Source organism: Canibacter oris, from assembly GCF_014197205.1.
GTDB lineage: Bacteria > Actinomycetota > Actinomycetes > Actinomycetales > Microbacteriaceae > Canibacter > Canibacter oris.
The window spans coordinates 64,942-88,975 of the sequence record NZ_JACIFD010000002.1 but is presented as its reverse complement, the minus strand read 5'-3'; the positions used below and the strand labels follow the sequence as shown (position 1 = coordinate 88,975).

The window sequence follows — 24,034 nt, the reverse complement described above, 5'->3', positions numbered from 1 at the left end:
CATGTCACAGAAAATAGATCGTAGAACTCAAATCGTTCAAGCCGCGAGGCAGTTGCTAGCAACTGGCGGCTGGGAAGCGGTGAGCGTGCGCGCCGTAGCAACTACAGCGGGCATCGGCGCCAGCACCCTGCGACACTACTTCCCTACACAGCGAGAGCTGTTACACACAGTGCTACTCAGCGAACTCGAGCCGCAAATTCAAGACTTTCGTATTACCGACAGCAGCGTGCCGCCGCTGACGCGTCTTATGGAGTGCCTGCAGCAGTTTTTCCCCACCCAAGCGCAAGAAAAATTAGCGCTCGAAGCGTGGTTTAATGTGCTCCTCAAAGCCCACGGCCCAGAACAGAACGCACACACCAAAGAAGTTTTCGAACTGTTCACCGACTACGGCAAACAGCGCATCAAACACTGGCTAAAACAGGTTACGGACGAGGCTTTTCACTGCCTACTCTGCCCCGATGAGTTCGCAGACTTTGTGACCGCCCTGGCGAACGGCTTAACGCTCAGCCTTATCACTGACCCGACACAGAGTTTAGACAGCGTTAATCACATCTACCAAGACGCGATTGCACGCTGCTTTACTACTCATCCTCCAAAACCCTAAGCAGCGACAACATAATGTGGTAGTCAAGCCCGGCCTGCCCGTAGCACCATTCTGGCCCAAGCAATCCCGCAATCCGCTCCAGCCGCTGCCGCACGGTATTTTCGTGCACATGCATCAGCTGCGCAATAGCCGCAATATTGCGCCCCTCATTAAAGAAGTTATAGGCGGTTTTCACAAGCTCGGTTTTGTGCTTTTCGTCATATTCCAAAAGCGGCGCCAGCGTCTCGCGCATCGCGACTTTGGTCGGCTCAATATTCACGCGAGACAAAAACGCACCCAAAACCCCGTACGACTCCAGCGACACCAAAACATCACTGTCACTGCGGCGAGAATGCGCGGCAGCTGCCACCACCCTGCGAATCACCGCAAGCTCCGGCGGCACAATCTCGATGCGGTGCAGGCGCGGCGAGTGCCCCATCACCATCCCCTGCCACGCGCGGCGGCGCTGCCCTGCCAAAGTTTCACGCAGCGCCACAAAATTTTTCTCGTTAATCACTAGCACCAGTTCGCCGCCGATAATGCCTCGTAGCAGCCGCGAACCGAAATCAAATTCGAGACGGTGATCCATCGCCTCCAGCGCCTGCTGATTTCCGATCCCGACCACGATTCTGAAGGGGTGATCCTGCGTGATGCCATGCGCCGCCAGACGCCGCTGTGTCGCGTTCGACAGACCCCCGGCGGGCGGATCCAAAACCAATTCCAAAAGCTCCTGGCGCCGCACCGCCAAATCCCCACGCAGCCGCCGCTCCGCAACCACGAAAGCGGCAAGAATCTCCGCGCACCGCGACGCAACCTCGCGCGCGCCCACGCCATCTGGGGTGTGGATCAGCACCGCTCCCACCAGCTCGCCACCACGTTTCGCGGCGGCAACCAAAATCGGGCACCCATTATCGTCGGCCCCGGCAGCCGGCACCTGCTGCTTATTCGACAGGTGCAGCAACCGCTGCGCCGCGATGCCGAGCCCCGCGGTGTCGCGCACCGTGTGCCGGCTTGTGAGATTCAACAGCGTTAGGGTTTCCTGCCCACTGACCTGCGCCAGCTGCTGCTGCAGCTCAGTAATATCCGCGCCGGCAGTTAGCGTTTGCAGCAGCACAGTATCGAGCCGCCGCAGCGTCTCAGCCACCTGCAATTGTTCGCGCTGCTGCTCTACCTGCTGCTCCAGCTGTGCCAGACGCTGGTCTTTAATAGTGTGGTTTTTGGCGCTCAAAGCAGTCAGCTCATTCAGCAGCGTGACCAGTTTTTCCTGATCCGCCGGAGCCGGATTCGCCAGCGTTTCGGCAATCACAGCTTTCAGTTCGGGCTCGCTGCGGGTGCGCTTTGCGAGTAACGATTTGACGGCCTTTGGCTGAGGCTGATCCACACCACTGCTCATATGTAGAATTCTACACAAGGTTGCAATAAATATGCTGTTTTACACAAGGGATAAGCGCTCCTGGCGCTGGAAGATTTTAATATCACAGTTTTCACAAGTGAATTTCAGAGAAGAAGCGGAGCTGATATGACCGGCACAACCATCACCACACGCGGTGCAGTGCTAAACATGCTTGGAGCACCAGCACCATATGCCGAGAGCAAACCAATCACAGTTGACACCCTCGAGCTCACCGGCCCCGGCCCGTCAGAGCTGCTCGTGAAAATCGAAGCGGCGAGCATCTGCCACTCGGACCTCTCAGTGGTCAACGGCTCCCGCCCGCGCCCAATGCCAATGCTGCTTGGCCACGAAGCAGCAGGCATCGTCACCGAGGTCGGCGCAAACATCAGCGACATCACAGTCGGCCAGCGCGTCGTACTGACCTTCCTGCCCCGTTGCGGCACCTGCAAAGAGTGCCTCACCGACGGTAAACTGCCATGCTCAGAAGGCTCTAAAACTAACGAAGCCGGCACCCTGCTGGAAGGTTCAAAGCATCTCACCCGCAACGGCGAAGAAGTAAAACATCACCTTGGCTGCTCGGGCTTCGCGGAGTGGGCTGTCGTGGATCGCCGCTCCGTGGTACCAGTTGGCAGTGATGTGCCGCCGGCAATCGCCGCGGTGCTCGGCTGTGCAGTGCTCACCGGCGGTGGCGCAGTGCTGAACGCGGCGCAGCTCGCAGGAACCGATGAAATCGCTATCGTGGGTCTAGGAGGTGTCGGCATGGCGGCGCTGCTAACCGCTATCGGCCTGCATCCACAGCGCGTAATCGCGATTGACGCACTCCCAGAAAAACTGGAGATGGCGCTCGCGCTCGGAGCGGATGCCGCGTACACCCCGGCTGATGCAATTGCGGCCGGAATTAAAGCAGATGTTGTAATCGAAGCTGCAGGACACCACAAAGCGTTCGAAACAGCTTACAACCTGGTAGGCTTCGGCGGCCGGCTGGTGACTGTCGGCCTGCCAGCCCCTGACGCGGTGAGCGAGATCCACCCGCTGCAGCTCACCGCTCGCGCCCAGACCATTATTGGCAGCTACCTCGGCAGCGCCGTGCCGTCACGTGACATTCCAAAGTTTGAACAGCTGTGGCGCGAAGGCAAACTGCCGCTTGAAAAACTCATCACCAACACCATCACCCTCGATGAAATCAATGAAGGCATGGACGCACTGCACTCCGGCCGTGTGCTCCGCCAGATTATCGAGTTCTAAAAACTGGCTGTAACAGCCATAAAACTTCACCAGAAACTAAAGGAAAACAAATGACTAAGCACTATCGTGTAGCAATTCTGGGCTCGGGCTTCGGTGGCCTGGGCATGGCAGCACAGCTCAAGCGCGCCGGCATCGACAACTTCGCTGTGTTCGAGAAGGCAGACAGCGTTGGCGGCGTATGGCGTGACAACACCTACCCGGGCGCAGCTTGCGACACCCAGGCGCACGTCTACTGCTTCACCTTCTTCCCACACCTGCGCGTGTCACAGATGTTCGCCGGCGGCGACGAAATGCTGGGCTACCAGGTTGCTCTGAAAGACGCTTTCGGCATCGAAGAGAATATGCACTACAGCTCTGAAATCGTTTCCGCTGTATGGAACGACACCGAGGCATACTGGGAGATCACTTGCGACAACGGCGAAAAGTACACCGCAGACTTCTTCGTGCCGGCATGGGGCCAGCTCAACTCCCCGAAGATTCCAAACTGGAAGGGCCGCGAGAACTTTAAGGGCGAGCAGTTCCACTCAGCGAACTGGCGTCACGACCTCGACCTCACCGGCAAGAAGGTTATCTCCATCGGCTCCGCAGCATCTGCTGTGCAGTACGTGCCAGAGGTAGCGAAGGTTGCCGGCAAGCTTGAGGTTTTCATGCGCTCAGCAAACTACATTCTGCCACGCGAGCAGATCAACTTCACCGCCGAGCAGCTTGACGAGTTCACCGCGAACCCAGAAAAGTTCGAAGAGTCACGCCGCGAGATCCACAACATGCGCGAAGCTGGCTTCGAGCGCACCCGTAACAACACCGGTGCACAGGAAGAAGGCAAGCAGGAAGCTCTCGCTTACCTCGCAGAAGCAGTTGCTGACCCAGAGCTGCGCGCAAAGCTGACCCCTGACTACGACTTTGGTTGCAAGCGGATCCTGCGCACCTCTTTCTTCTACCCTGCGCTGCAGCGCGACAACGTGGAGGTGGTAACCGAGGGCATCGACCACTTCACCGAGAAGGGCATCGTCACCACCGATGGTGTGGAGCACGAAGCAGACGTTATCATCTACGGCACCGGCTTCTACTCCCAGAACTTCCAGGGCAAGCTGCAGATCATCGGCCGCGACGGCGTGTCACTCGCTGACCGCTGGGGCACCGAAGACGCTGAGGCATACATCGGCCTCACCGTTGACGGCTTCCCTAACATGTTCCTGATGTACGGCCCGAACACCAACCTCAACCACAACTCTGTTGTCACCATGCTGGAGATTCAGCAGCGCCACGTGCTCGACGCGCTGGAGCAGACCGCTGAGCTCGACAAGGCATCTGTTGAGGTGCGCCCAGAGGTGCTACGCGAGTTCAACGAGAAGCTGCAGAAAGAGATGGAGCTGTCTTCATTCTCTAGCGACTGCTCAAGCTGGTACAAGAACTCAAAGGGCAAGGTTATCAACAACTGGTCAGGCACCGTTGAGGAGTACCGCCAGCTCGCAGAGAAGTTCAACCCGCGTGACTTCGTGGTGCGCAGCGGCGAAACCGAGGTAACCCTCTAAGCGTTACACCGCTTTAACATGGCACGACTCATAGCTATTGTGGTAGTTATGGGTCGTGCCCTTTTTAACCACACTGCTGCAACAGCTAAGGAGCCGATATGAGCATCGATATTAATGATTTTGCGGTGGATCAGCGCGCCGTCATCACTGCTTTCCGGGAAGCCGGGAGCAAGTCTTTCCAGGACGCCCCGGATGTCACCACCGCCCGCGCCAACTACGAAAAGAGCTGCGCCGCAAACGGGCTGCCGGCTGATGAGATTGCGCTGGTAGAAGACGTCACCGTGGCGTACGACGAGGGCGAGTTTAAGGTGCGGGTGTATGATCCACGCCCCGCAACAGCAACAGCTGACCCGGTGCTGGTGTTCTTTCACGGCGGCGGCTGGGTTGTTGGCAGCCTTGACACACATGACACAGTGTGCCGCCGCCTGGCGACACTCACCGGGTTGCCGGTGGTCGCGGTCGATTACCGGCTCGGACCAGACACGCTATTTCCCGCCGGGCACCTGGATTGCCGCGAGGCGGTGCGGTGGATCCGCGATAACAGCCAGGAGCGAGCGTGGGATGCGTCTCGGCTGGTGACCGTCGGTGATTCTGCCGGCGGCGGGCTCGCGACTGTAACCGCGTTCCTGCCAGAAATGCTGGTTGAGGGCACCACAGTGGTGGCGCAGGTGCCGCTGTATCCGATGCTGGATCAGACCGACGCTAATGATAATTGGGCGCGGGTGTCTACGGGGGTGCCGCTGACCAAGGCGACGCTGGAGTGGTTCCTCGATAACTATGTGCCGACTGAGCTGCGCGGTGATTATCGAGTTAGCCCGCTGCTGCTCGCTCGGCATGCTGCGAGCGGCAAGGCAGATGCGGCGCTGCTGCGCCAGCCGCCGGCGCTGATTCTCACTCTCGGACACGACCCGCTGGCTGCCGAGGGGTTAGAATATGCGAACCTGCTAGCGGCTGGTGGCACCCATGTGGAGCTGGTGCATATTCCTGATTTGGCGCACGGGATTTTCACCAGCGCCGCGAAGGTGGCCAGCGGCGAACGCTTCCTGGAGCGCGTCGCAGAGTTCGTGCTGCGCCAGCTCGGCAAATAGCGCTTTTAAGCGCGTTAAAGTCCTTGTGCGGAGGGCCCCTGATTTCTTCCGCGCAAGGACTTATTGCACCCTGCCCGATGCAGCCAAATGATGCCGCAGTTTTGTGCTAAACAGCTGCGGTGCGCTGTGATGCCACAGGTGCCCGACTCCGCTGACCACTTCTAAATTAGCGTGTGGTATTCGGGCTGCAATTTGACGTGCGGCTCGCAGATTTGGGAGATCTTTAGAGCCGCATAAAACAGTGGTGCGCACGGTTATCGCAGGTAGATGCGGCTCTAAGTTTAGTGTCGCAAGGTTACTTGTGACGGCAAGCAGCTGGGGTTTTGTGAGTTCTGGCGGGCACACGATTTTTGCGGGAAGCAGCCGCAACAGCACCTGCTGTAACTGCAGCAGCGCGCGAGGTGGTTTTGCCTGCGGCGCAGAAATACACAGGGAGCGAACCAAATGCCGGTGACTAATTGCCAGCTGCAGTGCGATGACGGCCCCGAGTGATACTCCCACAACGTGCACGGGAGCGGTTAAAGTATTTGCGATATCAGCCACAAGCTGGCTAAGTTCCCACGGTTTAGCAGCGCCGCCTGGCTGCACCACCGGGTAACTAACAGCCTCGTATTTTTGCGGTAGCTCTGCGATAATCGGCTGCTGCACCTGAGAGACAGTCAAGCAAGTCCAGCCAAATTGCCACAAAATTCAGCTGCAATTCGAGCAGCCCAAGAACTATCATGATATTAGCATTTGCTATGACTTGCCCGCAGTAATTATTTCACCAGGAGACAAGATGCCAACTACCCCTAATCCTACCGAAAACCAAAAACCGCGGCTCTCGGATTATCAGCTTGATAATTGGCTCAATGAGCTTAAAAAACAAGACCCAGATATTGTCGAGAAAATCGAAAAGGCCCTTCAGGAAACGTCTAAATCGGAAATACCAGGGGAAACAAATATTTTCAGGGCATACGAATTAACCCCGTTCCATAAAGTCAAAGTAGTTATCCTCGGCAATGACCCATACCCAGATAAAGGAGCTGCCGACGGGCTAGCTTTTTCTTACTCGAATGGCCAGCCTGCTAGAAACAAAGCAATAAAGAAAATATTAAGCTCTGTAAACAGACAGTTTAAAGGCAATCGGACTGATTACACTCTCGATGACTGGGCCGATCAGGGAGTTCTTTTACTCAACACGTCACTAACTTTTCCTTTGGAACCATTATCTAGAAAGCGAACAGAACATCGCAAACACTGGAAACCACTAATCGATGCGACATTAACGTCACTCTTGCTTTCCGGGAAAACAGTTGTGTTCTTGATATGGGGCAGGAAAGCTGAAAACGTGTTTAAAAGAATCTCTAAGAACATCCCTATTTCTAATAACATTAAAATCATTATCAGCGCCCACCCTACTGCCGGATCATCATCGTTTAGAAATTCCAACTGTTTTGAACAGGCAAACGTGTTTTTAGCTGCGCATAAAGAAACAAAAATAGACTGGTTAGGTCCTTAAATGTTATAGCGTTGATTGGACCCCCTTCCACCTAGTGCATTATGCTTGACATCCGGGAAAGAATGGTAGTGCGTTACATATGATGGATGATGTGGCAGCGAAACGAGCTCAAGAGCTTCAAAAAATAACCTAATCCGTACAACATTCGTACAACATTGCCACTTTCCGTAACTTTCCACAAGTTGCCATAAAACCGCGGAAAATCAAGGAGAAACAGGACATATAGAGAAATCAGCAATGTTCCCCCGGGGAACATCAAAACCCGCTAAAAAACAAGCAAAAACCCCTGAACTTCCGCAGAAATTCAGGGGTTTTCAGTCGGGCTAGCCGGATTTGAACCGACGACCCCTTGTCCCCCAGACAAGTGCGCTACCAAGCTGCGCTATAGCCCGTTGCAGACGCAACTCTTCTATTGTGCCACAATTTCACGGTGTGCACGGCAGGAACGGTTGCCGTTTATACATTTGCGCTGTTCTAACGCGGTTGAATTTATGGAGGCACAACAGCTTGCGAAACAGCAGCGCTCTAGCTAAAACCTGTGAAGTTTGATCCACCCCTCAAGCAGTCGGCTAAGCTGGTAGTATGGCCTCTGCACACGATCACAGCGCACACAAAAACCCCGACCCTGACTCCGGCGACGCCTGGGTTGTCGCCGCCACCGGCGAGAAATACTGGGGCCGTTTTGGCGCTGCGGGGCTGCTAGCGTACGACCCCGACCGCGGCATTCTACTGCAGCATCGCGCCGAGTGGACTAGCCACGGTGACACCTGGGGCGTGCCCGGAGGCGCGCGGCACCGCACCGAAGACGCGGTGACCGCAGCGTTTCGCGAGACCGTTGAAGAAACCGGCATCAACACCGACAGCCTCACGGTAATCACCGAGTACAAAATCGACAAGCAGATTTGGCACTACACCACCGTTATCGCGCGCGCCACGGCTGCGACCGTTGCCGCTGACTGGAACGAAGAAACCATCGAGATGCGGTGGATCCCGCTGCCCGAGGTCGCCTCATACAAGCTGCATCCAGGTTTCCGTGACGCCTGGCCCGAGCTGCTTGAGATTCTCTCCGCAATCAGCTAGCGCTGGCCGCGCGGCCGCTTCTCGCGGATCCGCATATTAAGCACAATCGGCGAACCCTCAAAGCTGTATTTTTCACGCAAGCGACGCTGAATAAAGCGGCGATACTGCGGCTCCAGGAAACCGGTGGTGAACAGCACGAATGTCGGTGGCCGGTTCTGCACCTGCGTGCCGAACAGCACCCGCGGCTGCTTACCACCGCGCAACGGATGCGGGTGCTCCTGCACCAGCTCCGCGAGGAAAGCGTTAAACTTCGCGGTCGGAATGCGAGTATCCCAGCTTTCCAGCGCGGTCTCCAACGCCGGCACCAGCTTCTCCAGGTGCCGCCCGGTGCGGGCAGAAATATTGACTCGCGGTGCCCAAGACACGTGGTCTAGATCCTGCTCGATCTCGCGCTCCAGGTAACGGCGGCGATCCTCATCAAGCAAATCCCACTTGTTAAACGCCAAAACCAGCGCCCGGCCAGACTCCAGCACCAGGTCAATAATGCGCAAATCCTGATCGCTAATCGGCTGCGTCACATCAAGCAGCACAACCGCAACCTCAGCCTTCTCAAGCGCTGTCGCGGTGCGCAGCGTGGCATAAAAATCTGCGCCCTTCTGCAGGTGCACCCGGCGCCGAATACCCGCGGTATCAACAAAAGTCCAGACGCGGCCGGCAATCTCCACCTGCTCATCGACTGGGTCCCGGGTGGTGCCGGCAAGCTCATTCACAACCACGCGCTCTTCGCCAGCGGCCTTATTCAGCAGGCTAGATTTACCAACGTTCGGGCGCCCCAAAAGCGCAACCCGGCGTGGCCCGCCGAGTTTCGGCTGCGCCACGGCGCTCTCTTCCGGAAGTTTCTTGATGAGCGCGTCAAGCAGATCCGCAACTCCCCTGCCGTGCAGCGCAGAAACAGGATACGGCTCCCCGAGACCAAGCGACCACAGCACCGCAGCCTCTGGCTCCTGCACCGCATCGTCAACCTTGTTTGCAACCAGGAAAACCGGCTTCTTAGTGCGGCGCAGCAGCGACACCACATGCTCATCGGTTGCGGTTGCCCCGACGCGCGAATCAACCACAAACAGCACCGCATCGCACAGCTCAATCGCGATTTCGGCCTGCTGCGCCACAGAACGGTCAATACCCTTGGCGTCAGGCTCCCACCCACCGGTGTCTACCAGGGTGAATTTGCGATCCAGCCAGCTAGCAGGGTAGCTGACGCGGTCACGGGTAACGCCGGGAACATCTTCAACAACGGCCTCGCGGCGCCCCAAAATCCGGTTCACCAGCGCTGATTTACCAACGTTCGGGCGACCCACAATCGCCACCACCGGCGGGTTCTCAAAATGCTCCGCAGCGGAATCAAAATCTGTAATATCCAGCAGCGCCAGATCTTCATCATCAAGTTCAAACCCCGCCAGGCTCTGCCGCAGCATTTCGGTGCGTTCCTCGTCAGAAACCGCTGCGTTTAACGCCTCAAAATCGATCTCTACGCCCTCAAGTTCGCTGCCATCAAAATCAGGGTCGCGCAAATCATACCCGAGCTCGGCCGGATCAAACTCTGCCGGCCCCTCACCAGCTGCACCAGCAGCTTCCTGATTCTCAAAACTCATCTTTCCTCGCTTCTTTCCTGCTCTAGTTTACCGCGGTTTGCTGCGAGATTGCAGCTATCACAGCGGCTACAGAGCCAGCAAAATCTAAATCAGTCGTGTCCACCAGCTGCACCCCCGGCGCGGGATCGAGAAAGTTCACCACCAGCAGGTCTTTCGCGTCACGGGCGGCGAGATCCGCCCGCACCTGCTCAAGACTTAACCCGGGCAGTTCACGCTGCCGCCTTGCGGCACGCACCTCAGCGCTGGCGGTAAGAATCAACCGCACATCGGCGTCCGGAAACACCACGGTTGTAATGTCGCGCCCCTCGATGACCACGCCTGGCAGCCCGCTAGTCGTCACACGCTCCCGGAAAATCTGGTTCAGTTGCTGGCGCACCGCGTGATGCTTTGAAACCCGAGACACCAGGGCAGAAATTTGCGGTTCGCGGATCGCCGCGGTCACATCGGCCCCAGCCGCAATCAGCGGCTCCCCCGAAGTCAAAGGTAGTCGCAACTCTAACTCGGCCAGTGTTTGCAAGGCACTTGCAGCGCTGTCAAGGTCGCGGCCCAGCTCACGCATCCGGTGCGCAAGCGCACGGTAAGCGGATCCAGTGTCCAAAATACCGTAGCCAACAGCCGCCGCCACCGCCTTCGCTACGCTTGATTTGCCGCTGCCCGCGGGGCCGTCAATCGCCACAATAATTGTCATACAATCCTCCAGCCACGCTTGCTCAACGCTGCGAGCGCCCGCTCCTCAGCCTCCGGCAACACGCTGATTTCAGCAAAGCCGATAGCAGCCCCCGGAGAGTGTTCCAGCCGAAAATCTTCCATGTTAATTTCAAGCTCGTCAAGATCACTGAAAAGCTGCGCTAGTTGGCCACGCTCATCGGCAATAATCACGTTGAGGGTTGCGAAAGAGCGGGAGCTGCCGTGTTTGCCAGGCACCCGCTCCAGCCCAGCGTTGCCGGCTGCCAGCAGCTGTGCGATTTTTGTGCGGCTGCCGTGAGCTGCGGGGTCTCGTAGTGCGGCTGCAAAATCCGCGATATCGGCGCCGAGCCGTTCTAATAGCTCAGCAACCGGTTCGCTGTTGGCGGTGAGAATCTGGATCCACAGTCGCGGGTCACTCGCGGCGATACGCGTTGTGTCACGTAGACCACCCCCGGCAAGCCCCAGGTAATCGCTTTTGACGCTGAGCAGCTGCGCCGCCAGCAGCGAAGCCACCACCTGCGGCAGGTGCGACACCGCCGCCACTGCACTGTCATGCTCGTCTGGCTGCCACTCCATCGGCACTGCGCCAACCTCTAACGCCACCGCTTCAACCAGCGCCAGCGCCAGCGCCGGGGTGTCTGCATCCCGGCAAATAACCCAGGGTCGACCCACGAAAAGGTCTGCGCGCGCCATAATCGTGCCGCCTTTTTCCCGCCCCGCCATAGGATGTGACCCCACGTAGCGAGTCAGGTCAATACCGCGCTGCTGCAACTGTTTCAACGGCTGCCACTTCACACTGGTAACATCCGTCACAATTGCCTGCGGAAACCGCACCAGCGCCGCGGCAATCACATCGGCGGCCTGATCAGGCGGGGTTGCCACAACCACCAAATCAGGTTGCTGCCCGGGTTGCAGCGCACTGCCGGCACCGTAGTCGATTGCGAGCGCCGCAGCCGCCTCTGAAATATCCTCAATAGTTACGGCGGTGCCTTTAGCACGCAGCGCCAAACCGATGCTGCTGCCGAGCAATCCTGCGCCGATGATATGTACGCTGCCGGTGACTCTGCTTGCTAGCTGGGCGTCACTCATTATTTCCCTCCGCGTTGCCGCTGTTGTGCACCATTTTGCTGCCCACCGCGCTTAATCACTTTACCGGCGCGTGGCTTGCTGCGGGCAACTCCGCGCATACCCTGCGCCCCGGCTCCGTCTCCTGGGCGTCCGGCAGTAATCTGCCGTTTTTTACCTCCCGGTTGTTTGCCGGTGGCCGCTGCCTGCGCCGCGGTTAGCAGTGCGCCACGTTCTGCCGTGGCTAGTTCTCTGATTTCCCCGGTGCGCAGCGTGCCAAGATGAAGCGGCCCGAACTGTTTGCGATGCAGCTCCAGCACGGGATGCCCCACCGCGGCAAGCATGCGCCGCACAATACGGTTGCGGCCGGAGTGCAGGGTTAGCTCCACCAGGGTTGAGCGCTCATTCGCGCCGCTTAACGCCTTGGCGTGATCCGCCTTAATAAAACCATCTTCGAGCTCAAAACCGGTCTTCAGTCGCTGTATCGTCGCGGGAGTCACCTTACCTCGCACCTGCGCTAAATAGGTTTTTGCCACCTCAAATTTTGGGTGCGCTAGTTTGTGTGCCAATTCCCCATCATTGGTGAGGATCAGCAAACCCGAGGTGTCATAGTCGAGCCGGCCGACATTGTAGACCCTTTCCGAAATCGCCGCGGTGAATTCCCTGAGGTCGCGGCGTCCTTTATCGTCGCTCATGCTGGAGACCACGCCAACGGGTTTATTGAAGATAAAGTAACGCTGGGTGACATCAAGCTGCACCACTACCCCATCGACGCGCACCTCGTCGGTACCAGGGGTAATTTTGGTGCCGAGCTCCCACACAACCTGCCCGTTAACTCGCACCCTGCCGCGGGTAATCAGAGTTTCGCAGGCACGCCGCGAGGCGACACCGGCGCTTGCGAGCGCTTTTTGTAACCGCACACCCTCAGCTGCGGAACTGTCTGCGGCGGTTGCAGCACCGGTGCCGGCGGCGGTAACGGCATGATTAGCGGCACCGGCGCGCTGTTTGGCGCCGCTGCGCGCCCCAACCCAGTCATCAGGCAGCGCGATAGCGTCCAAATCCGCGGCGCTAAATTCGGTGATTTTAGTTTTTTTCATTTTCAAATCCTTCGGCGCCGTCCTCCAAAAGCGGCGCAATCGGCGGCAGTTGCGCAATACTCGTCAGCCCCAAATGCTCCAGCAACTCCGGGGTTGTGCCGTACAGCACGGCACCTGTTTCTGGGTCGTGATCCACCTCAGTGATCAGTCCGCGAGCCACCAGGGTGCGCACCACAGAATCGACATTAACAGCGCGGATCGCGGCAATTGAGGAACGACTAATCGGCTGCTTGTAGGCGACAACCGCGAGGGTTTCCAACGCAGCCTGACTGAGCCGCGCCGTCTGCTGCTGCGTTACCAGGTCTGCGACTAGTGGATCCAGAATTTCACGCACATAAAACCGGTAGCCACCCGCGATATGCCGCAGTTCAAAACCGCGCTGGGGTGATCCACCAACCCCATCATAGTCGCGCTGCAACTGCTGTAACGCGGCCTCCACTTTTTTAATCGGATACCCGGTGGCGACTGCCAGCTCAGCGGTCGTAAGCGGCTGCACAGCGGCAATTAGGTGCCCCTCCAGCTGTTGCCGCAGCGGAATCTCTTGTCGCAATGCTTCGAGCTCAGCGAGCGGTAATTGCTGTATTTGGGCGGCGGTTTCACTGTTCATAGTCGCTCCCCAGCGTATCAAGTTCGGTGTCCTGCCAGTTGCTGCTGACCCACCGCAAACTAAAATCTCCCAGCGGAGCTTCCTGCTCAAAACTCACCGCACCTCGGCGATACAGCTCCAGCACCGCGAGAAAACGTGCAACCACCACGCCTTTCTCCGTGACCTCCGCAATCAAATCGCGGAAGGTCAGCTGTGTTTTACGGCGTAGCAACGCAACTACGATTGCGGCCTGTTCACGGATCGACACCGTAGGTGCGTGAAGGTGCCCGAGACCCACCGCGGCGATCTGTTTTGGGGTCAACGCAGCGGCTGCCAACAACGCGAAATCTGCGGGGCTGGTGTGCCACCGCAGGGTCGGGGCGCTGCTCACGAATTTTGGATCAAGTGGCACAGCGCGGGGTATGCGGAATTGTTCGGCGCTGAGCCGTTCCTGAAACCAGGCGCTGGCCTGTTTGAAGGCGCGATACTGCAGCAGCCGCGCAAACAGCAAATCACGGGCTTCAAGCAGCGCGATATCTTCAGCGTCAACCGCTTGCGATTGCGGCAACAGGCTGGCAATTTTCATGTCTAGCAGGGTTGCCGCAACCACCAGAAATTCACTGACACGGTTCATCCCGGCGGTGCCGGTGAGCTCGCGCACATACCCGATAAACTCGTCGGTTACCCGGCTCAGCGCCACCTCGGTAATGTCCAGTTCGTGTTTACCGATGAGGTTGAGCAGCAGGTCAAAGGGGCCATCGAACACTTCCAGACTGACGTGGAAGCCTTCTAGGTGCTGCTGTTCTGGCGCTGCTGCGGTGGCAGTCATACTCCACCTACACGATAATTTCGCGTGCTACGAGCTCCCGCGCAAGTCGCAGATACGCTTCTGAGGCTGCGTTGCTCGGCGCGTAATCAAGCACCGGCTGCGCTGCCACTGAGGCGTCAGGGATGCGCACGGTGCGCCCAATCACGGTGTCGAAAACTTTATTACCGAAGGTGTCTACCAGGCGCTCCATCACCTCGCGCGCGTGCAGGGTGCGGCTGTCGTACATAGTTGCCAGGATACCGTCGAGGTTGAGTGCCGGGTTTAGCCGATCTTTCACCTTCTCAATGGTGTCAATCAGCAGCGCCACACCGCGCAGCGCGAAGTACTCGCATGCCAGCGGAATCAAAACCCCGTGGCTGGCGGTGAGAGCGTTTACTGCAAGCAGCCCAAGAGATGGCTGGCAGTCAATCAAAATCACGTCGTACTCTGCGGCAACCTTGCGCAGCACCCCGGCAAGAATTTGCTCCCGCGCAACCTCGTGAATCAGGTGCACCTCGGCGGCCGAGAGGTCGATGTTGGCGGGAATCACGTCAAGGCCAGGGACGCTAGTGTGCTGGATTGCCTGGTGCGGATCTTTCACACTGCCGAGCATCAAATCGTAAATGGTGGGAACATCGTGCGCAGGCACCCCGAGACCCGCGGAGAGCGCCCCCTGCGGGTCGAAGTCTACCGCGAGCACTTTGCGACCGTAACGAGCCAGCGCAGCACCGAGGTTAATGGTGGTGGTGGTTTTACCAACCCCGCCTTTTTGGTTGCACAGCGAAATAATGCGTGCCGGGCCATGTGAGCTGAGCTTTGCCGGCGGCGCGAAAAACTTCTCTTTGCGACCTGCCAGCCCAAGTTCCTGTTGCGCCACCGCTGCTCCTTCGAAAATAATCTGATTGAAAAAATAATCTGATTCTTCTTAATCATACCGAGCTTTTGCCCGGGTTGCGCAGGGTAAAGTAGCTGACGTGAGCATTAGCACCGCACCGCATCCGCAGCCCCCCAGCGCCACCAACCGCTGGCTTGCAGTCGCTGCGATTACCGCGGCGCTCACGGTTTTGACGCTGCTAACCACGCTGCTGCCACAGGATTTAGTGCCGTGGCAGGCGCGCGACGCGGGCACCCTGGCGCTCGGGGTTTTCATTGAGTCTTTCCCGTTTGTGGTGCTCGGCACCGTGGTCGCGGTTGCGGTGCAGTTCTGGGTACCGCAGCATTTACTGTTGCGGATCCTGCCACGCAGTGCTGTGCTGCGCCGCTGTGCGCTATCCCTGCTGGGGTTTTTGCTACCGGTGTGCGAGTGCGGTAATGTGCCGTTGGCTCGTGGTTTGCTGCGGCGGGGGTTTGCCCCAGCTGAGGCAATCACTTTCGTGCTGGCAGCGCCGCTTTTGAACCCGGTGACTATCATCACCACCTACCAGGCTTTCGGTTTTCAAGACGGAATCTTGATAGCGCGCATTGTGGGTGGTTTTGCGGTTGCGAACTTCATCGGTTGGTTGTTTTCCCGACTGCCACAGCATGCCCCGGTCTTAGCTGCCCAGCTGCAAAACGCACTCGCACATGAGCACGGCGATGCCTGCAACAGCACCGCAAACAGCACCGCCTGCTGTAGCAATAATGCCCACAAAACTTCCCCCACAGGCACTGGTACCGCCACCGCCGACAGCACCGCCACACGGCCACCCCTCCGACCCGGAAACCGCAGCAAACTGCAAGACGTGAGCGCCGCGTTCACCGCCGAGCTATTACTGCTGATGCCCGCTCTCGCTCTCGGGTCGCTGCTGGCCGGGCTGATCCAAACCGCCACCCCGCGGGAGCTGTTTTACGCGCTCGGCACGCACCCGCTCTACAGCGTGCTCGTGCTGCTCGTGCTGGCGGCGATTGTGTCAATCTGTTCCACAGTTGACGCATTCTTCATGCTCAGCTTTAGCAGCGTTTTCACCCCCGGGGCAATCGCTACCTTCTTAGTTTTCGGAGCCCTGATAGACATTAAAATGCTGCTGCTTTTGCGCACCACATTCACCGGGCGCGCGCTAGCGCTTATCACCATAGCTGCAGCGCTGTGCTGCATCGCCCTGGGGTTAGGGGTGAATCTCCTTGTCTAACCGAGAAAACCCACTCTGGCGCGGCATTCGCGCGGTACCGCTGTTGCTTGCGCTCGGCGCTATCGTGCTCAGCCTGGTGCTGATAATCACCGGCAAACTCCCGCTTTACGTCAATCCGCGCTACACCGTTTTCACCGCGGTTATGGCGGCACTGGCACTGACGTTAATTTTTATCAGCGCTAATAAACCCGTAACCTCGCAGCACACCCACCCAGTGCCCAAAAGCCAAACTGTGTTGCAGAGTGTTGCTGCGCTGCTGCTGGTGCCGTTAGCGCTGCTCCCCCACACCCCGCTATCTGCGGAGCGAGCCGGAGCCACAATCGCCACCACCCAACCGACCATCACGGCGGCAGCCCCGGAAAGCTCCGCTGTCGCAGCAGCCCAGCAGTCACAAGACTTCAACGCTTGGGCGCAGCTGCTCGCAGCTGGATCCACCGCCAATGACCTGGCAGGCAACACAGTTCACGCCACCGGTTTCATCACCGCCACTGACAGCCCCGACGTGCTGCTGCTGAGCCGCTACAGCGTCACCTGCTGTATTGTCGATGCGCAGCCAATCACGATTCCGGTGTATTTCCCGGGCTGGCAGCAAAGCCAGCAGCCCGGGCAGTGGCTTGAAATCACCGGGTTTTTCATCGCTAACCCTGACCCCAGTGGCGCACACCGCACCCTGCTGAGTGTGCAGCACAGCACCCCGCTTGCGCCCCCGGCAAACCCTTATCTTGACGGCACAGGTGGTGGCTAATGGCAGAACTGAAACCACAAAGCTACCGCGCCATCAGCAGCAGTCTAGTGCTGTTGCTGCTCACGGTGCTCGCGCTCGCGGGTTACACCCTGGGGCGCGGGCCGCAGCTGCAAAATGTGACATACAATTCTGCGCAGCTCACAAGCATGCCAGGGCAACAGGCTGCGTTGCAGTTTAATGAACCACTGCGCGAGATAACCGAGCTCGCAATGACTCCTAAGGCACAGTTTGAGACGGAGATTCTGGGCTCGCAACTGCGGCTCACTTTCGCTCAGCCACTGCTCGCGGCTACCACGTATCAGCTACGGGTCACCGCGGTGTCGCAGAGCACCGGCAGGGCACACACCGTGACCACTGCGCTCCCCACGGATGCGTTGCAGGTGTTTGGGCTCGGCTCCAGTGCTCCCGGGCAGGACTCGCTGACGCTGCATACGGTCGGCGCTGATCCACACCCGCAAAATCCGGCGGCGGTTTTCAACGCCGCGCACATCACCGAGTTTGCGGTCTCCAGCAACTGGATTGCCGCGCTACAGCCTGGCGATAATTTCGAGCAGCTTCTAACTGTGTTGCGGCTTGATGGAACAGGCTTCACCGAACTGCCGCAGCCAGCCACAGCAGCGCCCCGGATGCCACAGTTTTCGGCAGACGGCTCCCTTTTAGGCATCAAATTTTTTAACGGCACAGCAGATAATCTGTGGCTTTACACCCTTAATAATTTGAGTCGTACTGCGGTGCGCCCGGTCACTGATGCCGGGGGCGTGGAGCTGGAGGTTGCCGAATGGTGGTTCGAGCCAGGCACCAGCACAGTGTTACTGCGCACGCCCGAGGGCGTGGTGTATCGTGCACCCTTCGGCGCCCCCGCAACCCCGGCTACCGCCGCAGACAGCGCTTCGCATAACTCCTTAGCTGCCACTGCATGGGACGCCTCCGCCACAGACACATTCCTTAATGGCACCGCGGATTTAGGTGGCGGATCAGCCTCCCCCGCGCACCGCACTCTGGCCTCGGGTGACACCCTCGCCGTAGCTGCCGACGGCACCAGTCTGCTGCTCACGAGCGCCGGCAACTCCAGCACCGTTTTCAACACGGCTGCCGCTTCGTCACGGATAACCGGCTTCTGCCTCAGCCCAAACCAGCAGTATGCGGCGGTTTTGATTTCCCCCGCAGGCGGCACCGCACAGGCGCAACTGATAGAGCTGCCAAGCGGTAAGGTTGCCGCAAGTTTCCTAGCGCGTACCGTGTCGTGGTGCAATAATTAGCTGCGCACAACTGTTAGCTCAGCGTTTACACCGCCGGTGGTAGTTTCGCGCGCGGGTGCGAGGTGAAGTAGCTCTCCCGCAACACATCTGCCGTCACATGCGTGTAAATTTGGGTTGTGGCGATTGAGGAGTGTCCGAGCAGCTCCTGCACGGTCCGTACATCTGCGCCTCCGGCGAGCAGGTGTGTTGCAAAGGAGTGGCGCAGCGAGTGCGGCGAAACCGCGGTTGTCAGCTGTGCCCGGGCAGCGGCCTGCTGTAACACCAGCCACGCCATTTGACGGCTCATCCGACCCCCGCGTGGCCCCAAGAACAGCGCTGCGCCATCCTGACGGGAACGGGCTGCGAACCCGGGGCGGGCGCGTACCAGGTAGGCGTTTAGCGCGGCTCCCGCGAAACTGCCGTAAGGCACCAGTCGCTGTTTATCGCCTTTACCACGCACTCGGATAAATCCCCCAGTGGTCAAGTCGCTGCCCTCGATTGCGGCGTAAATGTCGTCAAGGTCCAATCCGACAGCCTCCGAAACCCGCATCCCGCTGGCGTAAAGCAGTTCCAGCAGCGCCCTATCACGCAGCTGCACCGGTGTTGCCGCTGCATCAAGCTGCCCCGCAGCAGCCAGCAGCTGCTCAACCTCGGCTACCGTGAGGGTGTGCGGCAGGGGCTTCGCCGGTTTTGGGGTGCGTAGCGCCGCCGCCGGAAAATCTGCGGTGATGCCCTCTTCGTAAAGATAACGGTGCAGGCTTCGCACGGTCGAGATTCTACGGGTCACGGTTGCTTTGCTGGCGCCGCTGGCGGCAACCGCGGTCACAAAATCGCTCAACTGCTTTTTGCTCACTTGATTGAGATCTGTGACTTGGTTAGCTGCTAACCAGTGGGTGTAAGCGGTTAAATCCTGATTATAGGCACGCTGGGTGTTATCGCTGATGCCCCGCTCCAACAGCAAATACTGCTGAAACTGTTTTACTGCTTGAGCGGGTGCCACAGCCATATTTTGCTCCTATCGTGAATCCTGGTGTGGCACCCACACCTGTTTCACAATCATCAGGATGCTAGCGGTCACCGGGATCGCAATCAGCGCGCCCATCAATCCGAGCAGCACACCGCCCGTCAAAGCACCGATAACCACAAAGGCTCCCGGCACGCTCACCGCCCGATTCATCACTCGCGGTGTCAGCACATATGCCTCTAGTTGCATATAAATCAGATAGTAGATACCGATGGCGAGCGCAGTGCCCGGTGATTCGAAAAGTGCCACAGTTGTCACCAGCACAGTTGCGCCTAGCGCACCTACCAGCGGAATCAGCGCGAGCATAAACACCACCGTCGCCAGCACCGGCGCGAACGGCACACCGATAATAGACATCGCGATAAACCCTAACACCGCGTTAGTGAGAGCAATAATCACCTGCCCGGTGATGTACCCGCCGACAGAATCAGCAACCTGCTCGGTAATGTCAATCACTCGAGCTCGCTTGCTCAGCGGGGTCAGGGAGTAGAAGCCGCGTTTCATAGAGCGTAGCGAGGCCAGGAAGTAGAGGCTCAAAATCAGGACGATGATAGCCGCGGTCACCCCGTTTGCGATGGTTCCGGCAATTTGCAGCACTCCACCTGCCACGGAGAACCAGTTTTTCTGGTCATTAATGACATCCCGCGCTTTTTCAAGCATCACTTCAAAATCAACGTAGTATGCAAACCGTTGCTTAAGATCAATAAACCACTCTTCCGTTGCCAGCTGTTCCAGCTGCGCGGGGGCGGTTTGCACAAGAAGTGAAACTTGCTGCACAATTGTCGGGATAATAATGCTAAGCACAATCGCCACGACTAGGAAGAAACTAAAGAACACTACGGCAATCGCCCAGGGCCGCTTCACCCCACGGTTTTCCAGGCGCCGCACCAGCGGATCCAACCCCAATGCAACAAACAGTGCGCCGCAAATGTACAGCAGCACGGTGCTTGCCTGGCTCACCAACAGCCCACACAGCAACGCGAAGAGCACTCCAGCTGTCGCCACAAACCCAAATTGGAAGGGACGGTTCAAAAGCACCCGTACGTTACCGTCGCCGTGCTCAGCAACCTGTTCGGCATGCGCTTCAGCGGCTTCCCGGGCGTGATTGTAGATCGCCAAAGTTTCTTTATCGAGCCGTTGCTTATCAACGCGCTTCACTTCGGGATGATCATCTAGCTGCTGTGGATCAATCACCCGCAGTGAACCGGTCACCGGCTTTAATGCTTTAGCCAGTCTGGTGATGTTCTTTTTCATGTATAGCCTTCCTGCTGCCCCATGGCGATCAGCTCTGCCGCGTGCGTCAAAGCACTCTCTGAATCTGTTAATCCTGATAATAGCCGTGCTATCTCCTGCAGTCTGGTATCGCCTGCTAACTGCACGCAGCTGGATCTAGTGAATCCGCCGCTGCTGTCTTTTAACACTCGCAAGTGATTACCTGCAAAAGCGGCAACCTGGGCAAGGTGGGTGACGACAATCACCTGAGAGCTCCGTGCCAGGCGGGCCAGGCGTTTGCCAACCTCGATAGCCGCTGCACCACCAATTCCGGCGTCAATTTCATCAAACACGAAGGTCGGGACCGGGCTGACCTGCGCTAGCACCACCTCCAGCGCCAGCATGATGCGTGACAGCTCGCCGCCGCTGGCTGCTTTAGCTAGCGGCCGCGGGGTCGCCTGTGGATGCGGCTGCAGCAGGAACAATACCTCATCAGCTCCGTGCTGAGTTGCGGGCGCTGGAATTACTTCGATAACCAGAGAACTGTCGGCGAGCGCCAGTTGCTGCATCTCGGTGGTGACCGCGGCGCTGAGCGCTGCCGCCGCTGTTTGGCGCAGCTCTCGCAGCTGCATCGCAGCCGCTTCCTGTGCGGCAGTTGTGACGGCGAGCTGTTCGGTTAGTTCTTGCAGTCGGCTGTCGTCAGAATCTAAGGTCAGCAGTTTATCGCTGGCGGTTGCAAGGTGCTGCAGCACGTCGCTGAGTTCGGGACCGTACTTGCGTTCCAGCTCTATCAATGCGGCGTATCGCTCTTGCGCGGTAGTGAGCTCTGCGGTAACGTTTTCGGTCAGTTCTTCACTGTGGCTAAGCAGCTCTCCGGTGGCGTTCTGCACCAGCGCTGCTGCTTCTTCAAGCGTTGCCGCTGTTGCTGTGAGCTGAGGCTCATAGGCGGCGGCGTCCAGCACTGCGCTGCGGGCTCTCGCCAGCAGCGTCTGTGTGTCAGCTTGTATTTGCTCGCCGCCGTCTGCGCCGCTGAGCGCGTGCAGTGCGGTGTGCAGCGCATACTGCAGCTCTTCGGCGTTATTAAGCTTGTCAATGTGCTGCTGCAGTTGCTGTTTTTCATCGGGCTGTGGATCCACTGCCAGAATCTCTGCAGTTTCGGCCTGCAGCTGCTCCGTTAAGCGTCGCCTCTGCTGCCAGTTTTCGGTAATTTCTTGATGTTCAAGCTGCAGCTGCTGCACGGTTACATAGAGCTCTTGATAGGTTTGCAGGGCCGCCGCCAATTCTGCTCCGCCGAAACGGTCGAGGGTCTCGCGCTGCTGTGCCTGCGATTTTAGCCGCAACTGGTCGGCTTGCCCGTGCACGCAGAAGAGTTTTTCAGATAGCTGCTGTAGCACTGCGCTGGGGGCTCGCACCCCGCCGACGCTGGCACGGCTATTACCGGCGGCAGCTACGGTGCGTGCCAGCAACAATTCCCCGTCTTCAAGCGCTCCGCCGCAGTCTGTCACAATTTCGGTGACCGCTGCGGCTGCAGCCCCAGCCGGTGGCAGCTGAATCGCCCCTGCGACCCTTGCCTGCGCGGTACCGTCACGCACCAAACCGGAGTCGCTGCGCTGCCCCATAAGCAGCCCCAGCGCTGTCACAACCATAGTTTTGCCCGCGCCGGTTTCACCGGTGATTGCGGTGAATCCCGGCCCCAGCGGCACCACAGCGTCGGCGATTACGCCGAGATCTTTAATGCGTAACTCATCGATCATGCCGCATCGCCTCCCGCCATCCAGTTACCGGAAGATTAAATTTATTGACCAAGCGGTCGGTGAAGATGCCCTCGTGCAACCGCGCCAAACGCAGTTTTTCAGCGCTCTGCTGCACCACAACCCTCTGCCCTGGCTGTACAGTAAATTTTCTTCTGCCGTCGCACCACAGCGCCGCGTCGCTGCTGTTGGCGGTCACGAGCCGGGTTTCTACCACCTGCTGCGGCCCCAGCACCAGCGGGCGGTTAAATAGCGCGTGCGCGGCAAGTGGTACCACGAGGGTAGCGGCAACGCCGGGCCACAGCACCGGTCCTCCCGCAGAAAATGCGTATGCGGTGGATCCGGTAGCCGTCGCTATCACCACCCCGTCGCACCCGAAACCGGTGAGTGGCCGCCCGTCAACGCCCAACGCAACCTCAATCATACGATTGGTTTTTTCGACGGTTGCCTCGTTTACCGCGAAAGTTTCAGTGACCAGTTTGTCGCCGTCAAACACCTGCACCGCGAGGGTGCTGCGCTCTTCCACCACAAAGTTGCCCGCTAAAACCTGCGTCAAGGCAGCGGTCAGCTCCTGGTGTTCGAGCTCGGCAAGAAAACCTACGTGCCCCAGATTCACACCCACGATTGCACACTCAGAACCGTGCACCAGCTCTGCCGCGCGCAGAATTGTGCCGTCGCCGCCGAGCACCAGCGCGATGTCGATTTGTGCGAGGGCTATATCTTTGCCGAGGGTTTTAACGCTGTTAGCCGGCAGATACGCGGCGAAGGCTTTTTGGTCTGCTGCGGCCATCACCACGGTTACCCCGGCGGCGTCACAAGTGGCGACAGTCAGCTGGGTTGCTTTGATTGCTTCTGTTCTGGCGGTGTGAGATACCACCAGGATGTGTTTCGGCCCCACTATTCCTCCTCCGCCAGCACAAGTGTGTCGAGCTGTTGATACCATTTTGCCGGATGTGGCTGAGCGCTGTGGCGCCAATATCCCAGATATTCGCGGTTCCCATTGGTGCCCTGCAGCGGGCTGGGCGCCACCCCAAGGGTGTCAAAGCCCGCCGCCGCGGCGTACTCTAACACCTGTTTGATTGCGCTGAGGCGCTTTTGTGGATCGGTCACGATGCCCTGTGACACTGCCCCGGCTCCCACCTCAAACTGCGGTTTAATGAGCAGGCTAACGACTGCCTCAGGTGCCGCCGTTGCCGCGATAGCCGGGAAAATATGCTGCAGCGAAATGAAGGAAAGATCACCCACAACTAAGGTCGGGCGAGCGATGATACCGGTTAGTTCTTGCAACTTTGCCGCGTCTAGGTAGCGGGCGTTAAACCCTTCGATAACCGCGACTCGGCGATCACTGCGCAGCTGCGGAGCCAGCTGGTTATGCCCGACATCTAATGCCGCAACCTGTGTTGCACCATGCTCCAGCAACACCTGCGTAAACCCTCCTGTGGAGGCCCCCAAATCAAGGGCGTAAGCGCCCGCTGGGGAGAGCTCAAAGCTCTGCAGCGCCGCGAGCAGTTTATATGCACCGCGGCTAACGTATTTTTCTGTAGCTGTGAGATTTAGTATGTCTTGCGGAGTTATTTTCCGGCTCGCTTTAAGCTCAACCGAGCCGTTAACCAGCACTTGTCCAGCAGCTATTTGCCGCTGTGCTAAGTTTCTACTGCGCGCCAACCCCTGAGCCACAAGCGCTGAATCCAATCGCATT

At 58.4% G+C, this 24,034-nt stretch carries 22 protein-coding genes, 1 tRNA gene and 1 pseudogene; 9 read left to right on the top strand and 15 right to left on the bottom strand.

Features of this window, described 5'->3' with window-relative positions; all coding sequences use genetic code 11:
* The first annotated feature begins 1 nt into the window (after position 1).
* Entirely contained in the window at positions 2–604 is a 603-nt protein-coding gene (locus F5897_RS01225; RefSeq protein WP_183304201.1) for a TetR/AcrR family transcriptional regulator, read from the top strand.
* Here F5897_RS01225 and F5897_RS01220 read toward each other — a convergent pair.
* A complete protein-coding gene (locus F5897_RS01220; RefSeq protein ID WP_183304200.1) occupies positions 582–1,976 on the bottom strand; it encodes a PucR family transcriptional regulator in 1,395 nt (464 codons plus the stop codon). The genes F5897_RS01225 and F5897_RS01220 overlap by 23 nt on opposite strands.
* A gap of 126 nt (positions 1,977–2,102) precedes the next feature.
* Here F5897_RS01220 and F5897_RS01215 point away from each other — a divergent pair, with 126 nt between their 5' ends.
* From F5897_RS01215 to F5897_RS01205, 3 genes are all read left to right on the top strand, one after another.
* Positions 2,103–3,221, top strand: coding sequence for an alcohol dehydrogenase catalytic domain-containing protein (locus F5897_RS01215; protein ID WP_124824321.1), 1,119 nt, complete (start codon positions 2,103–2,105; stop codon positions 3,219–3,221).
* A 50-nt stretch (positions 3,222–3,271) separates the two neighbouring features.
* Positions 3,272–4,753 carry a flavin-containing monooxygenase gene (locus tag F5897_RS01210; RefSeq protein ID WP_183304199.1) on the top strand — a complete coding sequence of 494 codons (1,482 nt, stop codon included), beginning with the start codon at positions 3,272–3,274 and terminating at the stop codon, positions 4,751–4,753.
* 98 nt (positions 4,754–4,851) lie between these two features.
* Positions 4,852–5,841, top strand: a complete 990-nt coding sequence (locus tag F5897_RS01205; RefSeq protein ID WP_183304198.1) for an alpha/beta hydrolase — start codon at positions 4,852–4,854, stop codon at positions 5,839–5,841.
* A 60-nt stretch (positions 5,842–5,901) separates the two neighbouring features.
* Here F5897_RS01205 and F5897_RS01200 read toward each other — a convergent pair whose 3' ends face one another.
* Positions 5,902–6,504: an alpha/beta fold hydrolase gene (locus F5897_RS01200; protein WP_183304197.1), complete on the bottom strand. Its 603-nt coding sequence runs from the start codon at positions 6,502–6,504 to the stop codon at positions 5,902–5,904.
* 115 nt (positions 6,505–6,619) lie between these two features.
* Here F5897_RS01200 and F5897_RS01195 point away from each other — a divergent pair, with 115 nt between their 5' ends.
* On the top strand, positions 6,620–7,342 hold the full coding sequence (locus F5897_RS01195; protein WP_183304196.1) for a uracil-DNA glycosylase: 723 nt from the start codon (positions 6,620–6,622) through the stop codon (positions 7,340–7,342).
* A gap of 318 nt (positions 7,343–7,660) precedes the next feature.
* Here F5897_RS01195 and F5897_RS01190 read toward each other — a convergent pair.
* Positions 7,661–7,734 (bottom strand) — tRNA-Pro (locus F5897_RS01190).
* Between the two features lie 190 nt (positions 7,735–7,924).
* Here F5897_RS01190 and F5897_RS01185 point away from each other — a divergent pair.
* A complete protein-coding gene (locus F5897_RS01185) occupies positions 7,925–8,422 on the top strand; it encodes an NUDIX domain-containing protein (protein ID WP_183304195.1) in 498 nt (165 codons plus the stop codon).
* On the opposite strand, the gene der is transcribed toward F5897_RS01185, so the two are convergent.
* The 7 genes and pseudogenes from der to F5897_RS01150 form a co-directional block, all read right to left on the bottom strand.
* A complete protein-coding gene (gene der, locus F5897_RS01180) occupies positions 8,419–9,837 on the bottom strand; it encodes a ribosome biogenesis GTPase Der (RefSeq protein WP_183304239.1) in 1,419 nt (472 codons plus the stop codon). The genes F5897_RS01185 and der overlap by 4 nt on opposite strands.
* A gap of 199 nt (positions 9,838–10,036) precedes the next feature.
* Complete coding sequence (gene cmk / locus F5897_RS01175; protein WP_183304194.1) at positions 10,037–10,702, bottom strand: (d)CMP kinase; 666 nt, start codon at positions 10,700–10,702, stop codon at positions 10,037–10,039.
* Positions 10,699–11,790, bottom strand: a complete 1,092-nt coding sequence (locus tag F5897_RS01170) for a prephenate dehydrogenase (RefSeq protein ID WP_124824328.1) — start codon at positions 11,788–11,790, stop codon at positions 10,699–10,701. Before F5897_RS01170 ends, cmk begins: the two co-directional genes overlap by 4 nt.
* 170 nt (positions 11,791–11,960) lie before the next feature.
* Positions 11,961–12,863 (bottom strand): annotated as a pseudogene (locus tag F5897_RS07850) (pseudouridine synthase); the annotation flags it as partial.
* Positions 12,850–13,470, bottom strand: coding sequence for an SMC-Scp complex subunit ScpB (scpB, locus tag F5897_RS01160; protein ID WP_183304192.1), 621 nt, complete (start codon positions 13,468–13,470; stop codon positions 12,850–12,852). The pseudogene F5897_RS07850 and the gene scpB, both read right to left, overlap by 14 nt.
* Entirely contained in the window at positions 13,460–14,278 is an 819-nt protein-coding gene (locus tag F5897_RS01155; protein WP_183304191.1) for a segregation and condensation protein A, read from the bottom strand. The genes scpB and F5897_RS01155 overlap by 11 nt, the downstream gene beginning before the upstream one ends.
* A 7-nt stretch (positions 14,279–14,285) precedes the next feature.
* Positions 14,286–15,134, bottom strand: a complete 849-nt coding sequence (locus F5897_RS01150; RefSeq protein WP_425485641.1) for a ParA family protein — start codon at positions 15,132–15,134, stop codon at positions 14,286–14,288.
* Positions 15,135–15,231: 97 nt separating this feature from the next.
* Here F5897_RS01150 and F5897_RS01145 point away from each other — a divergent pair, with 97 nt between their 5' ends.
* Genes F5897_RS01145 through F5897_RS01135 form a run of 3 tightly spaced genes read left to right on the top strand, consistent with a single transcriptional unit; the run spans position 15,232 to position 18,369 of the window.
* Positions 15,232–16,365 (top strand): permease, encoded by a 1,134-nt coding sequence (locus F5897_RS01145; protein WP_183304190.1) that lies wholly within the window; start codon positions 15,232–15,234, stop codon positions 16,363–16,365.
* The gene (locus F5897_RS01140; protein ID WP_183304189.1) at positions 16,358–17,110 is read left to right on the top strand and encodes a TIGR03943 family putative permease subunit; all 753 of its coding nucleotides are present in this window, start codon (positions 16,358–16,360) and stop codon (positions 17,108–17,110) included. The genes F5897_RS01145 and F5897_RS01140 overlap by 8 nt, the downstream gene beginning before the upstream one ends.
* On the top strand, positions 17,110–18,369 hold the full coding sequence (locus tag F5897_RS01135) for a hypothetical protein (RefSeq protein WP_183304188.1): 1,260 nt from the start codon (positions 17,110–17,112) through the stop codon (positions 18,367–18,369). Before F5897_RS01140 ends, F5897_RS01135 begins: the two co-directional genes overlap by 1 nt.
* A 25-nt stretch (positions 18,370–18,394) precedes the next feature.
* Here the strand turns inward: F5897_RS01135 and xerD are convergent, their stop codons facing one another.
* From xerD to F5897_RS01110, 5 genes are read right to left on the bottom strand one after another with little or no spacing between them, the layout of a single operon-like run.
* Entirely contained in the window at positions 18,395–19,354 is a 960-nt protein-coding gene (gene xerD, locus F5897_RS01130; protein WP_183304187.1) for a site-specific tyrosine recombinase XerD, read from the bottom strand.
* A 9-nt stretch (positions 19,355–19,363) separates the two neighbouring features.
* Positions 19,364–20,626 carry an AI-2E family transporter gene (locus F5897_RS01125; protein ID WP_183304186.1) on the bottom strand — a complete coding sequence of 421 codons (1,263 nt, stop codon included), beginning with the start codon at positions 20,624–20,626 and terminating at the stop codon, positions 19,364–19,366.
* Positions 20,623–22,338 carry a DNA repair protein RecN gene (gene recN, locus F5897_RS01120; protein WP_183304185.1) on the bottom strand — a complete coding sequence of 572 codons (1,716 nt, stop codon included), beginning with the start codon at positions 22,336–22,338 and terminating at the stop codon, positions 20,623–20,625. The genes F5897_RS01125 and recN overlap by 4 nt, the downstream gene beginning before the upstream one ends.
* Positions 22,328–23,233 carry an NAD kinase gene (locus F5897_RS01115; protein ID WP_343048720.1) on the bottom strand — a complete coding sequence of 302 codons (906 nt, stop codon included), beginning with the start codon at positions 23,231–23,233 and terminating at the stop codon, positions 22,328–22,330. The genes recN and F5897_RS01115 overlap by 11 nt, the downstream gene beginning before the upstream one ends.
* The gene (locus tag F5897_RS01110; RefSeq protein ID WP_183304183.1) at positions 23,233–24,033 is read right to left on the bottom strand and encodes a TlyA family RNA methyltransferase; all 801 of its coding nucleotides are present in this window, start codon (positions 24,031–24,033) and stop codon (positions 23,233–23,235) included. The genes F5897_RS01115 and F5897_RS01110 overlap by 1 nt, the downstream gene beginning before the upstream one ends.
* Between the last annotated feature and the right edge of the window lies 1 nt (position 24,034).

Coding starts and splice junctions, on each gene's coding strand:
- der (WP_183304239.1), bottom strand. CDS start 9,837: ATGCTGCGGCAGAGCCTGGCGGGGTTTGAACTTGATGATGAAGATCTG.
- F5897_RS01135 (WP_183304188.1), top strand. CDS start 17,110: ATGGCAGAACTGAAACCACAAAGCTACCGCGCCATCAGCAGCAGTCTA.
- F5897_RS01225 (WP_183304201.1), top strand. CDS start 2: ATGTCACAGAAAATAGATCGTAGAACTCAAATCGTTCAAGCCGCGAGG.
- cmk (WP_183304194.1), bottom strand. CDS start 10,702: ATGACAATTATTGTGGCGATTGACGGCCCCGCGGGCAGCGGCAAATCA.
- F5897_RS01170 (WP_124824328.1), bottom strand. CDS start 11,790: ATGAGTGACGCCCAGCTAGCAAGCAGAGTCACCGGCAGCGTACATATC.
- xerD (WP_183304187.1), bottom strand. CDS start 19,354: ATGGCTGTGGCACCCGCTCAAGCAGTAAAACAGTTTCAGCAGTATTTG.
- F5897_RS01155 (WP_183304191.1), bottom strand. CDS start 14,278: ATGACTGCCACCGCAGCAGCGCCAGAACAGCAGCACCTAGAAGGCTTC.
- F5897_RS01195 (WP_183304196.1), top strand. CDS start 6,620: ATGCCAACTACCCCTAATCCTACCGAAAACCAAAAACCGCGGCTCTCG.
- F5897_RS01205 (WP_183304198.1), top strand. CDS start 4,852: ATGAGCATCGATATTAATGATTTTGCGGTGGATCAGCGCGCCGTCATC.
- recN (WP_183304185.1), bottom strand. CDS start 22,338: ATGATCGATGAGTTACGCATTAAAGATCTCGGCGTAATCGCCGACGCT.
- scpB (WP_183304192.1), bottom strand. CDS start 13,470: ATGAACAGTGAAACCGCCGCCCAAATACAGCAATTACCGCTCGCTGAG.
- F5897_RS01185 (WP_183304195.1), top strand. CDS start 7,925: ATGGCCTCTGCACACGATCACAGCGCACACAAAAACCCCGACCCTGAC.
- F5897_RS01210 (WP_183304199.1), top strand. CDS start 3,272: ATGACTAAGCACTATCGTGTAGCAATTCTGGGCTCGGGCTTCGGTGGC.
- F5897_RS01215 (WP_124824321.1), top strand. CDS start 2,103: ATGACCGGCACAACCATCACCACACGCGGTGCAGTGCTAAACATGCTT.
- F5897_RS01110 (WP_183304183.1), bottom strand. CDS start 24,033: ATGCGATTGGATTCAGCGCTTGTGGCTCAGGGGTTGGCGCGCAGTAGA.
- F5897_RS01220 (WP_183304200.1), bottom strand. CDS start 1,976: ATGAGCAGTGGTGTGGATCAGCCTCAGCCAAAGGCCGTCAAATCGTTA.
- F5897_RS01125 (WP_183304186.1), bottom strand. CDS start 20,626: ATGAAAAAGAACATCACCAGACTGGCTAAAGCATTAAAGCCGGTGACC.